Raw genomic sequence first — 13269 nt, 5'->3', positions numbered from 1 at the left:
GGCGTCGCCTTGCTCCGATCCAGACCCAGTGCTTCATACGTTACGTCCGGTACCGACGATATGTTCGCCTGTATCCCACCAGCTACCATCAAACCACAAGCTAGCAGTACTCCCTTCAGCCAAAATCTGGCATGCATGTCTCTCTCCTTTATATCAAACATAACCGCTTCGTCTTGTTAATTAAACCAAATACTACGTATATCACGAACTATACAATTCTAACACTATCGACAGACAATCAATCTCGACCGTTTCAGATAAGACTACCGCTTCGACACGAATAGTGTCAAGCGATTTCCCAAAATCGCACATCACGTTATTTTATTCGATAACTTTTTCTATCACACTATTATCGCTTTCAAAAAGATTGGTTAATGTAGATTTTTGCATCTTACGCATTGTATGGAAGGATAATCCAGTTCCCGCTGGAATTAATCTACCAACAATTACATTTTCCTTGAGGCCACGTAAATCATCTTTTTTGCCCATAATGGCAGCTTCAGTCAGAACACGAGTAGTCTCCTGGAATGAAGCAGCGGAAATAAATGAATCGGTAGAAAGTGACGCCTTAGTAATTCCCAGTAAAACATATTCGTAGGTAGCAGGCTGTTTGTCTTGCGCCATCAGATTCTCATTCTCGGTCAAAACCTCAGCACGCTCAATCTGCTCACCCTGAATAAAGCCGGAATCCCCGGAATTTGTAATTATCACGCGGCGAAGCATTTGACGAACAATAACCTCAATATGCTTGTCATTGATACGTACACCTTGCAGACGATAGACATCCTGGACTTCATCGCTGATGTAGCGCGCCAACGCTTCAATTCCCTGCAAACGCAAAATATCTCGCGGATCAACAGGACCATCAACAATTGGCTCCCCTTTGTTGACGATCTGGCCGTCATGTGCAGTCACGTGCTTGTCTTTAGGTATTAGATATTCATGCGCGACGCTATCAAGATCCGTAATGACCAGACGTTGCTTTCCTTTGGTATCTTTTCCAAAAGTTACTGTGCCCGTTGCCTCGGCCAGCAACCCAGCATCCTTCGGCACCCTAGCCTCGAATAACTCTGCAACTCTCGGTAACCCACCCGTAATATCACGAGTTTTAGAAGTTTCCTGGGGAATGCGCGCCAATACTTCGCCAATTTCAACCTGCTGGCCATCTTTCACGGTAATGATCGCACCAACCTGAAAAGTAATGCCAACAGGTTGGTCACCACCAGCGATAATAATTTCCTGCTCATTTTCATCAAGGAATTTGACCATCGGCCGCAGTCCTTTTGCTTGCGCAGCTCCGCGTCGTTTGGAATCGATCACAACCAAAGTCGCCAGTCCTGTTATCTCATCAATCTGCTTGACTACGGTCACACCTTCTTCTACATTTTCGAAACGGATTTTCCCGGAATACTCCGCAATTATTGGACGCGTATGTGGCTCCCATGAGGAAAGGATCTGGCCAGCTCGAATCGTTTCATTATCCAATGCCAACAGTTTTGCGCCATAAGGTATTTTATGTTTCTCGCGCTCACGTCCACTTTCATCCTGTATTAGAACCTCTCCACTACGAGAAATAACAATCAGTTCGTTTTGGGTATTCTTGACATAACGGACATTCTGAGAATAGCGAACGATACCGTTGGATTTACTCTCAACTTGACTAATCGCTATTGCTCTTGAAGCGGCACCACCGATATGGAATGTCCTCATCGTCAACTGAGTCCCCGGCTCCCCAATGGATTGAGCAGCAATAACACCCACTGCTTCACCGACATTAACCAGCGTCCCCCGACCTAAATCGCGACCATAACATTTTGCACAGAGCCCATACTTGACTTTGCAAGTAAGAGATGTGCGTACTTTCACTTCATCAATTCCATACTCATCGATTTTATCAACCGCATCTTCATTTAACACTACACCAGCAGGATGAATTATTTTCCCCGAAGGCAAATCAATTACGTCATTAGCGGCAACCCGGCCTAGAATGCGTTCACGCAAGGGTTCTATTACATCGCCTCCCTCGACTAGGGCTTTCATCACCACACCATCATCTGTCCCGCAATCTTCTTCAGTAATAACAAGATCTTGCGTCACATCTACCAGACGACGAGTCAGGTAACCAGAATTGGCTGTTTTAAGTGCCGTATCTGCCAAACCTTTTCTCGCGCCATGCGTAGAAATAAAATATTGAAGAATGTTCAACCCTTCGCGGAAATTTGCGGTAATGGGCGTCTCAATAATAGATCCATCCGGTTTGGCCATCAGACCACGCATACCGGACAATTGCCTAATCTGGGCAGCCGAACCCCTAGCTCCGGAATCTGCCATCATGTAGATGGAATTGAACGATTCTTGAGTCACTACATTACCATTTTCATCTGTTTTAACTTTGCCAGTTTTATGATCGATGACCGGCTCTACACTAAGTTGCTCCATCATCGCCTTAGCTACCTGGTCACCTGCACGCCCCCAAATATCTACAACCTTGTTATAGCGTTCACCCTGTGTTACCAGGCCGGAAGCGTACTGCATCGCGATTTCATTTACCTCCTGCTCCGCTTCATGAATGATGTCATTTTTTTGTTCAGGGGCAAGCAGGTCATCCAGACAAATAGATATGCCTGCACGCGTAGCAAACGAGAAACCTGAATACATGAGTTTGTCAGCAAATATAACCGTTTCCCTTAATCCGCATAAACGGAAACTCGCATTAATTAATTTTGAAATCTCTTTTTTCTTTAATGACTTGTTGATAAGTTCAAAAGGCAACCCCGCGGGTAATATCTCAGATATTAGTGCTCTACCAACCGTGGTTTCCTGCCTGACGAGCGACTCAACTTTTTGCCCTTCTCTCAATAAAGCCATTCTATCAACTGGAATTCTAACGGTAACTCTGGCGTTTAACTCTACAGCGTGATTTTCATAAGCGCGCAGTACCTCCGAAACATCAGCAAAAAACATCCCTTCGCCACGTGCACCAATCTTTTCGCGTGTCATGTAATATAAACCCAACACAATATCTTGTGAGGGCACAATAATGGGCTCCCCATTGGCGGGCGACAAAATATTATTGGTTGATAACATCAACGTGCGACATTCCATTTGCGCTTCCAGCGATAAAGGCACATGTACAGCCATCTGATCGCCATCAAAATCCGCATTGAATGCCGCACATACCAATGGGTGCAATTGAATAGCCTTTCCTTCGACCAACACGGGTTCGAATGCCTGAATACCAAGCCGATGTAGCGTGGGGGCGCGATTTAACATAACGGGATGTTGACGGATAACATCTTCCAGAATATCCCACACTACTGCCGTTTCATTTTCGACTTCTCGCTTGGCGGCTTTAATTGTGCCGGCAATCCCCATTGTCTCCAGTTTATTGAAAACAAAAGGTTTGAATAATTCCAGTGCCATTTTTTTCGGCAACCCGCACTGATGCAGTCTCAACTGTGGACCAACCACAATAACGGAGCGACCCGAATAATCCACACGTTTACCCAGTAGATTTTGCCGGAAACGGCCACCTTTACCTTTAATCATATCCGCAAGAGATTTAAGTGGACGTTTATTAGCACCCGTCATTGCCTTGCCGCGGCGACCATTATCGAGTAAGGAATCCACTGATTCTTGCAGCATGCGCTTTTCATTTCGCACGATAATTTCAGGAGCGCGTAACTCCAGCAGTCTTTTCAACCTATTGTTGCGATTAATTACGCGACGATACAAATCATTGAGGTCGGAAGTTGCGAAGCGGCCACCATCCAGCGGCACCAATGGCCTGAGCTCCGGCGGTAATACAGGGAGGACTTTTAGAACCATCCACTCCGGTTTAATACCAGACTTGTGGAATGCTTCCATAACCTTGAGGCGCTTCCCCATTTTTTTTAGCTTTGTTTCGGAACCTGTAGACTGGATTTCTCGGCGCAGTGTGGCAATCTCATTCTCGATATCCAGATTGCTCAATAGCGCCTGCACACCTTCTGCACCCATAGCAGCACTGAAATCATCACCAAATTCCTCTGTCTTATTAAGGTAATCCTCATCTGTTAGAAGCTGGCCACGGGTTAGTGGCGTCATACCAGGGTCAGTAACAACATAGGCTTCAAAATAAAGCACTCGTTCAATATCCCTCAAGGTCATATCGAGAATTAGACCTAGACGGGACGGCAGAGATTTAAGAAACCATATATGAGCAACTGGCGATGCCAATTCAATATGACCCATTCGCTCGCGCCGCACCTTGGACAAGGTGACCTCGACACCGCACTTTTCACAAATTACCCCACGATGCTTTAGTCGTTTATATTTACCGCACAAGCATTCATAGTCTTTGACCGGTCCAAAAATTTTGGCGCAGAACAATCCATCTCTTTCCGGTTTAAAAGTTCGATAATTAATCGTTTCTGGTTTTTTAACTTCACCATACGACCACGAGCGAATTTTTTCCGGCGAGGTCAAAGAAATTTTTATTGAATCAAATTCTTCTTTTTGTGTTACTTGTTTAAATAGATCAAGTAGTGCTTTCACGTATCACTCCTGTGAATCGATGGGCAAATAAGGCAATGAGTACTAACAAACTGCAAAGTAGCCAATCGGCCTGAATGGTTTAATTTTGTACCAAATCAATATCCAGTCCAAGAGACCTGATTTCCTTGACCAACACATTGAAAGACTCTGGCATTCCTGCATCAATTTTGTGATCACCTTTCACAATACTCTCATAAACCTTGGTACGCCCGTTAACATCATCTGATTTAACGGTTAACATTTCCTGCAGGGTATAGGCTGCCCCATAGGCTTCCAGCGCCCATACCTCCATTTCACCAAATCTCTGGCCGCCAAATTGCGCTTTGCCCCCCAGCGGTTGCTGGGTAACCAAGCTATAGGGGCCAGTTGACCGAGCATGCATCTTGTCATCAATCAAATGATGCAGTTTCAAAACGTGCATATACCCAACGGTCACAGGACGATCGAATGGCTCCCCTGTTCTGCCATCATATAATATTGTCTGCCCTGACTCCGGCAATCCGGCCAAAGCCAACATCTGTTTAATTTCTGATTCATGTGCACCATCAAAAACCGGCGTGGCAAATGGCACTCCTTCTGACAGATTTTCCGCAAGCTCCAGGACCTCCTTATCATCAAGGATAGTCAAATCCTCTTGTTTGCCACTATCATTGTAAATTCTCTCAAGTAATTCTCTAATTTCGACTACGGAGCGCTGCGCCTGAAGTAGATCATTAATTTTTTTACCCAACTGCTTCGCTGCCCATCCCAGATGAACTTCAAGCACCTGTCCGATATTCATCCTAGAAGGAACACCAAGTGGATTCAGAACAACATCTACTGGCGTACCGTCAGCCATGTACGGCATATCCTCAACAGGCGCAATTTTTGAAATCACCCCCTTGTTCCCATGCCGACCAGCCATTTTGTCTCCAGCTTGCAATCTTCTTTTAATGGCAACATAAACCTTGACCATTTTTTGCACACCCGGAGGAAGCTCATCCCCCTGAGTAAACTTCTTTTGCTTCTCGTCGTAGGCCAGATCAAACAACTTCCGCTGCTGCGCCAAACTATCCTTGATCTGCTCCATTTGAAGACTAGCATCTTCATCCACCAAACGAATATCAAACCAATGATGGCGATCTATACTGCCCAAATAATCTTTCGAGATCACTGCTCCTTTGGCTAGTTTTTTGGGGCCACCGCTGGAAATTTTTCCGCTCAACAGACGCTCAACACGCTCAAACGCATCTGCTTCGACAATCCGCATCTGATCACCCAAATCCTTCTTAAATCGCTTTAATTCATCTTCAATTATCTGATTCGATCGCTTGTCCCGCTCAACTCCTTCGCGCGTAAAAACCTGCACGTCAATGACAGTCCCAGACATACCGGCTGGCACATGCAGCGAAGTATCTTTGACATCCGATGCCTTTTCTCCAAAAATCGCTCGAAGCAGTTTTTCCTCTGGGGTTAACTGTGTCTCGCTTTTAGGCGTCACTTTCCCCACCAGCACGTCCCCTGCGGCCACTTCCGCGCCAATATAAACAATACCCGACTCATCGAGTCGTGAACGTTGGCGCTCGGATAAATTTGGAATATCAGCAGTAATCTCTTCTGTACCTAGCTTGGTGTCGCGACTTACTGCAGTTAACTCTTCAATGTGGATTGATGTAAAGCGATCCTCGGAAACAACCCGCTCTGATATCAGGATGGAGTCTTCGTAGTTATAGCCATTCCAAGGCATGAACGCGATCAGCATATTTTGCCCCAAGGCCAGCTCACCCAAATCGGTAGAAGCGCCATCAGCTATAACATCATCGCACTCCAGCCTATCTCCCACCCTAACAAGCGGCCGTTGGTTAATATTAGTATTCTGATTGGACCGCGTGTACTTAATAAGGTTGTAGATGTCCACACCAACTTCACCCATACGCGCCTCCGCATCGTGCACTCGAACCACGATACGGCTCGCATCGACATAATCGACCACTCCACCTCGTCTAGCTTTCACTGCCGTACCAGAATGCACGGCAACCACGCGTTCGATCCCGGTTCCAACCAACGACTTCTCCGCACGCAAGCAAGGTACAGCCTGACGTTGCATATTGGATCCCATCAACGCGCGGTTGGCATCGTCATGCTCCAAAAAAGGAATCAGAGAAGCAGCCACAGAAACGATCTGTGCTGGCGCAATATCGACATATTCAATGTGCTCTCTTGGCGAGAGCGTAAATTCATTTTTATGACGGCACGAAACCACCTCATCTTTGAATGAGCCATCCTGATCTAGATTTGCATTTGCCTGTGCAATAACATAATTGCTCTCTTCAATAGCCGAAAGATAAGTCACGTCATTTGCAACCTTACCTGCCTTGACCAACCGGTAAGGCGTTTCGATAAACCCATACTCATTGGTACGAGCGTATAAAGCCAATGAATTAATCAACCCAATATTCGGCCCTTCCGGTGTTTCAATCGGACAAACTCGTCCATAGTGTGTTGGATGCACATCCCGGACTTCGAATCCAGCTCTTTCCCGGGTCAAACCACCAGGACCAAGAGCTGATATGCGCCTTTTATGCGTAATTTCAGACAACGGATTTGTCTGATCCATAAACTGCGACAATTGACTCGATCCAAAAAACTCTCTTATCGCTGATGAAACCGGCTTTGCATTAATAAAATCATGCGGCATGAGATTTTCCGACTCTGCCTGGCTGAGTCGCTCTCTCACGGCCTTTTCCACACGCGCCAATCCAGTTCTAAATTGATTTTCTACCAACTCACCAACCGAGCGAACACGGCGATTACCCAAATGATCAATATCATCGATTTCACCCACGCCATTACGCAGAGCCACCAAGATCCGGACAACCTCCAGAATATCCTCATTCGACAGAGTAACTGAACCGGTCAATTCCTCTCGACCGACTCGTCTATTAAATTTCATGCGTCCTACAACCGACAAGTCATAGCGATCAGGAGAATAAAACAACCCGTTAAACAAGGCTGCCACCGCCTCTTCTGTCGGAGGCTCGCCCGGACGCATCATACGATAGATTGCAACCTGCGCAGATATTGCTTCAGCACACTCATCAATTCGCAATGTTTGGGAAATATACGGACCGTGATTGAGATCATTCACGAATAATGTATCGATTTCCTTTACGGAAGCCTGCAGAATATTCGCCAGCAATACTTCATTAATTTCACTATTGGCCAGCGCAATCACTTCACCAGTCTCTTTATCTACAATGTCTTTTGCCAGTATTTTTCCTAGCAAGAATTCTTCCGGAACGCTAACGCTGCTCATGCCGGATTGTTGCAAATCGCGGACATGTTTGGCTGTTATTCTTTTGTCCTTTTGTACGATAATCTTGCCGTCCGGCGCAACAATATCAAAATTCGCCAACTCCCCCCGCAACCGTTCGGGCTGCAAACCAAAAAATATTCCTTTTTTCGAGAAAGTAAATCGGTCAAACTCAAAAAATTCAGCCAAAATTTGAGCTGACGAAAAACCCATTGCTTTCAACAAAGTTGTTACAGGCATTTTTCGGCGCCGATCGATCCGAAAATAAACATAGTCTTTAGAGTCAAACTCAAAATCCAGCCAGGAACCACGATACGGAATAATGCGAGCAGAGAACAATAGCTTACCTGATGAATGTGTTTTCCCTCTATCGTGCTCAAAGAAGACGCCAGGTGACCGGTGAAGCTGCGACACAATAACTCGCTCGGTACCATTGATAACGAATGAACCGGTTTCCGTCATCAGGGGGATTTCTCCCATATACACTTCTTGCTCCTTTACTTCCTTGACCGTAGGTTTAGAGGACTCTTTATCAAAAAGAGTCAATCTAACTCTTGCACGCAAAGCAGATGCATAGGTTAGTCCTCTTTGTTGGCATTCTTTGACATCAAACCCTGGCATGCCGAGAGAATAATGAATAAAATCCAGGCGCGCATTGTTTGAGTGACTCTCAATTGGGAAAGCCGCATGAAATGCTGCCTGAAGACCCTGCAGCTTTCGCTCGGCGGAAGGAATTTTTTCTTGTAAAAATTCAGAATAGGACTCTATCTGCGTAGCAAGAAGAAAGGGAAATGATAATATACTAGGGCGCTTAGCAAAGCTTTTGCGAATACGTTTCTTCTCAGCAAACGAATAACTCATTGAATTCTCTCCACGTATTATGCTGCTATTAGGCAATTTTCAGAAATATGACTTGAGACTTGCTATGTTAACCAGGTATTAATTGATTGCACATTCAATAGCAAAAACGTTAAGGTATTGATAGGAAGGATCACCCTTTACCGAAAAATATCAGATAATTTATTAGTGACATCAGCTTGGCAAATCACAAATCAAGCGAATAATGGATAACTAATGCAGAAAGACGTTGCAATTTTTTAGCATCATGGCAATCAAATTACCACCCGCATAACCAAAAGATATTTGCAAAAGCCCTACATCCTTAAAGAAAACAGGGCTGGTGACACGCCATAAGCGTATGCGCCAGCCCAACAAAAGCCATAATTGTTAATTACTTAATCTCGCAACCAGCCCCTGCTTCGGTCAGTTGCTTCTTGAGTGCTTCCGCATCTTCTTTGGAAATACCTTCTTTTACAGGCTTAGGAGCACCATCCACCAGATCTTTAGCCTCTTTCAATCCCAGTCCTGTTGCTGCTCTAACAACCTTAATAACATTAACTTTACTCTCACCAGCGCCAGTAAGGATGACTGAAAATTCTGTCTGCTCTACAGCAGCTTCTCCGCCTCCCGCTGGCGCTGCGGCGACGGCAACGGTCGCTGCAGCAGCCGAAACCCCGAACTTTTCTTCCATCTCTTTGATCAATTCGGATAATTCCAATACCGTCATATTAGCAATTGATTCTAAAATTTCTTGTTTGGCAATAGCCATGAGCTTCTCCTGATTAAAATAAATTACGGTTAAAATGGGTAGCAGTTGTTGTATGCCATTGGATGCTCACAATTCATTATTTTTGATCTCGAACTGCTGCAAGTCCACGCACAAATCTGACAGGAATTTCATTGAGGGTTCTAACAAATTGCGCCACAGGTGCTTGCATTGTACCTAGTAGCTTAGCTAACAACGCATCTCTGCTTGGCAGAGATGCTAGGGCGGCTACGTCCTTCGCGGACATAACGACACCCGCCATTGCACCTGCCTTAATTACAAAACCTTCATTGATTTTGGCAAAATCATGCAATACCTTGGCGGTCGCTACCGGATCGCTCCCAATGCCATAAACCAACGGACCCACCATCTGATCAGCCAATCCTGAAAAAGGTGTGTTGGCAACCGCTCGCCTGACTAAGGTATTTTTGACAACACGAAAATAGACACCCGCTTCCCGTGTTTTAACACGTATACGCGTAAAGTTATCAACGCCCAAACCACGATATTCAGCAATGACCATAGCCTGCGCTTTGTTTATTTCATTACTCACTTCTGCTACGATCGTCTTTTTTTCTTCTAGATTAAGACTCAAAATAGATTCTCCATAGAACACATCTCCAAGCCTATCGTCAACTTAAATACTAAACGATGGCTTTTCGCACTGCAAAAACGGCGTACTTTTATCAGGAGAATGTCTCTTTACAATCCTGCTTGGGCACGCCATCTGCGCTGGGTATCACCAAATACTTAAACTAAAAAAATAAACTTAAGTGTTTGGAAAAGTGAAATTAAGTTTTCGCTTATACATCATACGATGCCACACCAAATTAATTTTCAATACAAGCAAAAACCCCAACGGTCTTTGATAACCCGTTGACAGAATCTGCTGTCAACGGCCCAAAGTTAAACAAATATACCTAGACTAGATCAAACCAGCATGATCAATCTTAATTCCCGCACCCATCGTGCTGGAAACTGCCATTTTTCGCAAATATACCCCCTTAGATGCCGCAGGTTTTGATTTGTTAAGCGCATCAATTAATGCTGCAATATTCTTCAATAGCGCATCTATCTCAAACGAGGCCCGACCAATTGTACAGTGGACTATGCCTGCTTTATCCGCCCTAAATTGTACCTGGCCCGCCTTCGCATTTCTAACTGCGGTAGCCACGTCCGGCGTAACTGTACCTACCTTTGGGTTAGGCATCAAACCACGCGGACCAAGTATCTGACCCAGCTGCCCCACAATTCGCATTGCATCTGGACTGGCTATCGCAAGATCAAAGTTGATCTCACCTGCCTTGATCTTGTCCGCCAAATCCTCAAAACCAACAACATCGGCTCCAGCCTGCTCTGCTTCCTTAGCTTTTTCTCCTTGAGCAAATACCGCAACCCGTACTATTTTACCTGTCCCAGATGGCATCACCACCGAACCACGTACAACCTGATCTGATTTTCTTACATCGATCCCTAGTGAGATGGCAACATCAACAGACTCATCAAATTTTGCTGTCGCAGTTTCCTTAACAAAAACCAGTGCCTCTTCTGGCGAATATAATTTAGACTTGTCAATCCTTTGAACGATTGCCTGATGTCTTTTAGAAGGTCTTCTCATCTTACTGACCCTCCACTTCGACACCCATACTTCTGGCGCTACCAGCTATGGTTCTTACCGCAGCATCAATATCTGAAGCTGTTAGATCAGGAGTCTTTATCCTGGCAATCTCTTCCGCTTGCTCACGCGTCAGCTTACCCACTTTATCCGTATGAGGACGCGGGCTTCCTTTACTCACACCTACAATTTTTTTGATCAACACTGCCGCAGGCGTAGTTTTCATGACAAAAGTAAAACTTTTGTCCGCATACGCCGTAATTACTACTGGAACCGGTAGACCAGGCTCCATCTTTTGGGTAGCAGCATTAAATGCCTTACAGAATTCCATGATATTTAATTGCCGCTGACCTAAGGCCGGACCAATTGGCGGACTGGGATTTGCTTTTCCAGCCGGAATCTGCAGCTTGATATAACCTATAATTTTCTTAGCCAAAATTTTCTCCTCAATGGGTTAGACGAGCATCAAACACTCTCCCCTTTAAATATCAAGGCTATGTCATCGTTAATTGTTGGTTACTACAAATAAACACAAGTTATCATTTATAAACAAGTCATTAACCAAAAAAACCAACAATTTATATTTTGTCTCAAATTCATTGAGTTATATGGTCACCACTAACTAACAATGACATAGCCAATATCAAACAGCATTAACTCTCGCTCTACTACTTACCAATATTTATTCTAAGACATTTCCCCAATCTCACAGACTGTCAATATGCTTTTACCACCCTGAGTAACATTCAGACTAATTATACTTTTTCAACTTGACCAAAATCTAATTCGATCGGAGTCGGTCTCCCAAAAATTGAAACAGACACATGCAATTTGTTTTTATCGTAATTAACTTCTTCTACGCTACCTTGAAAATCAGTAAATGGACCATCTTTAACACGAACGAGCTCACCTGCCTGAAATAAAATCTTAGGTTTGGGCTTTTCTACACCCTCCTTAATTTGATTTAAAATATCATCGATTTCCCGCTTATTGATTGGAACGGGCTGTGTTGTTGATCCGCCTACAAAACCGGTCACCTTGGGCGTTCCCTTAACCAAATGCCAGCTTTCATCGGTCAATTCCATCTCAACCAAGATATACCCCGGAAAAAACTTTCTTTCGCTAATATTTTTTTGGCCACCCTTGATTTCAATCACTTCCTCTACTGGCACAAGTATATCGCCAAACTGATTCTCCAATTTCTGCTGCTTAATTCGCTCTTCTAAGGCCCTTTTAACACTTTTCTCAAAACCAGAGTAGGCATGGATAGCGTACCATTTTTTATTCATTTCTCACCCGGTACACCGTCAACCCTCCTGATCCATTACTAACTTCACAATTGACATGAGCCCCGTATCCACCAACCACAGAAAAATTGCCATTGCCATGACAAATGCAAATACTGCACCTGCTGTCTGCAGCGTTTCTTTGCGATTTGGCCACACCACCTTTTTAGTTTCATCAATTGAATCCTGAGAAAATGCTAAAAATTGCCTGCCCGGTGATGTGAATAATGCCAAAGCGGTCCCTGAAATTAGTCCCAGTAATACTGAAACGACTCGCACCACCATCGGACTTTCATGCAAAAAATAATAGCCGAAAATACCTGCTACACCCAGCATTACCGCTAAAAACAGTTTAACCTTATCCACTTATTAACCTATTCAGAGTTACGACAAAATATTTACACTTTCTACTGCACTACGTATGGTTAATAAATTACAAACACAAACAATATTTTTTCTGAGAAAGCATTGATTTCATCTGACAATTCTGCTGGCAGGCCAGGAGGGCATCGAACCCCCAACCTTCGGTTTTGGAGACCGACGCTCTGCCAATTGAGCTACTGGCCTGTATTTGTCACCAACCAAACTAGTCATTTCTAACGTTATTACTCCAGCACTTTTGCAACAACACCGGCGCCAACGGTACGCCCACCTTCACGAATGGCAAATCTCAACCCTTCATCCATTGCAATGGGGGCAATAAGATTTACTGTAACCGAAACGTTGTCGCCCGGCATGATCATTTCCGTGCCAGCCGGCAACTCTATCGATCCAGTCACATCCGTTGTACGAAAGTAAAATTGCGGTCGATAGCCAGCAAAGAATGGTGTGTGCCGACCACCCTCTTCCTTACTCAACACATAAATTTCTGCAGCAAATTTGGTATGCGGAAGAATACTGCCCGGCTTAGCCAGCACCTGACCACGCTCAACCT

At 44.6% G+C, this 13269-nt stretch carries 9 protein-coding genes and 1 tRNA gene; all 10 read right to left on the bottom strand.

What is annotated here, in order from left to right; all coding sequences use genetic code 11:
- Nucleotides 1–321 precede the first annotated feature (321 nt).
- Complete coding sequence (gene rpoC / locus NSMM_RS12390; protein WP_090287897.1) at nt 322–4536, bottom strand: DNA-directed RNA polymerase subunit beta'; 4215 nt, start codon at nt 4534–4536, stop codon at nt 322–324.
- Nucleotides 4537–4615: 79 nt separating this feature from the next.
- A complete protein-coding gene (gene rpoB / locus NSMM_RS12385) occupies nt 4616–8689 on the bottom strand; it encodes a DNA-directed RNA polymerase subunit beta (RefSeq protein ID WP_090287894.1) in 4074 nt (1357 codons plus the stop codon).
- A 370-nt stretch (nt 8690–9059) separates the two neighbouring features.
- Nucleotides 9060–9437: a 50S ribosomal protein L7/L12 gene (gene rplL, locus NSMM_RS12380; protein WP_090287892.1), complete on the bottom strand. Its 378-nt coding sequence runs from the start codon at nt 9435–9437 to the stop codon at nt 9060–9062.
- Nucleotides 9438–9513: 76 nt separating this feature from the next.
- Nucleotides 9514–10029: a 50S ribosomal protein L10 gene (gene rplJ, locus NSMM_RS12375; protein WP_090287889.1), complete on the bottom strand. Its 516-nt coding sequence runs from the start codon at nt 10027–10029 to the stop codon at nt 9514–9516.
- Nucleotides 10030–10359: 330 nt separating this feature from the next.
- Nucleotides 10360–11052 carry a 50S ribosomal protein L1 gene (rplA, locus tag NSMM_RS12370; RefSeq protein ID WP_090287888.1) on the bottom strand — a complete coding sequence of 231 codons (693 nt, stop codon included), beginning with the start codon at nt 11050–11052 and terminating at the stop codon, nt 10360–10362.
- Nucleotide 11053: 1 nt separating this feature from the next.
- Entirely contained in the window at nt 11054–11485 is a 432-nt protein-coding gene (gene rplK, locus NSMM_RS12365; RefSeq protein WP_090287887.1) for a 50S ribosomal protein L11, read from the bottom strand.
- Nucleotides 11486–11804: 319 nt separating this feature from the next.
- Nucleotides 11805–12338: a transcription termination/antitermination protein NusG gene (gene nusG / locus NSMM_RS12360; protein WP_090287885.1), complete on the bottom strand. Its 534-nt coding sequence runs from the start codon at nt 12336–12338 to the stop codon at nt 11805–11807.
- 18 nt (nt 12339–12356) lie between these two features.
- Complete coding sequence (gene secE, locus NSMM_RS12355; protein ID WP_090287883.1) at nt 12357–12701, bottom strand: preprotein translocase subunit SecE; 345 nt, start codon at nt 12699–12701, stop codon at nt 12357–12359.
- Nucleotides 12702–12826: 125 nt separating this feature from the next.
- Nucleotides 12827–12902, bottom strand: a tRNA-Trp gene (locus NSMM_RS12350).
- Nucleotides 12903–12940: 38 nt separating this feature from the next.
- Nucleotides 12941–13269: EF-Tu C-terminal domain-related protein (locus tag NSMM_RS12345; RefSeq protein ID WP_483814934.1), on the bottom strand; the 329-nt coding region annotated here is incomplete at its 5' end.

This window comes from Nitrosomonas mobilis, from assembly GCF_900103035.1.
In the GTDB taxonomy this organism is placed as follows: Bacteria; Pseudomonadota; Gammaproteobacteria; order Burkholderiales; family Nitrosomonadaceae; genus Nitrosomonas; species Nitrosomonas mobilis.
This window is presented reverse-complemented; position numbering and strand designations above follow the sequence as displayed.

What these genes read in the sequence shown, in the direction of transcription:
- rplL (WP_090287892.1), bottom strand. Translation starts at nt 9,437, where the DNA reads ATGGCTATTGCCAAACAAGAAATTTTAGAATCAATTGCTAATATGACG.
- nusG (WP_090287885.1), bottom strand. Translation starts at nt 12,338, where the DNA reads ATGAATAAAAAATGGTACGCTATCCATGCCTACTCTGGTTTTGAGAAA.
- rplA (WP_090287888.1), bottom strand. Translation starts at nt 11,052, where the DNA reads ATGAGAAGACCTTCTAAAAGACATCAGGCAATCGTTCAAAGGATTGAC.
- rpoB (WP_090287894.1), bottom strand. Translation starts at nt 8,689, where the DNA reads ATGAGTTATTCGTTTGCTGAGAAGAAACGTATTCGCAAAAGCTTTGCT.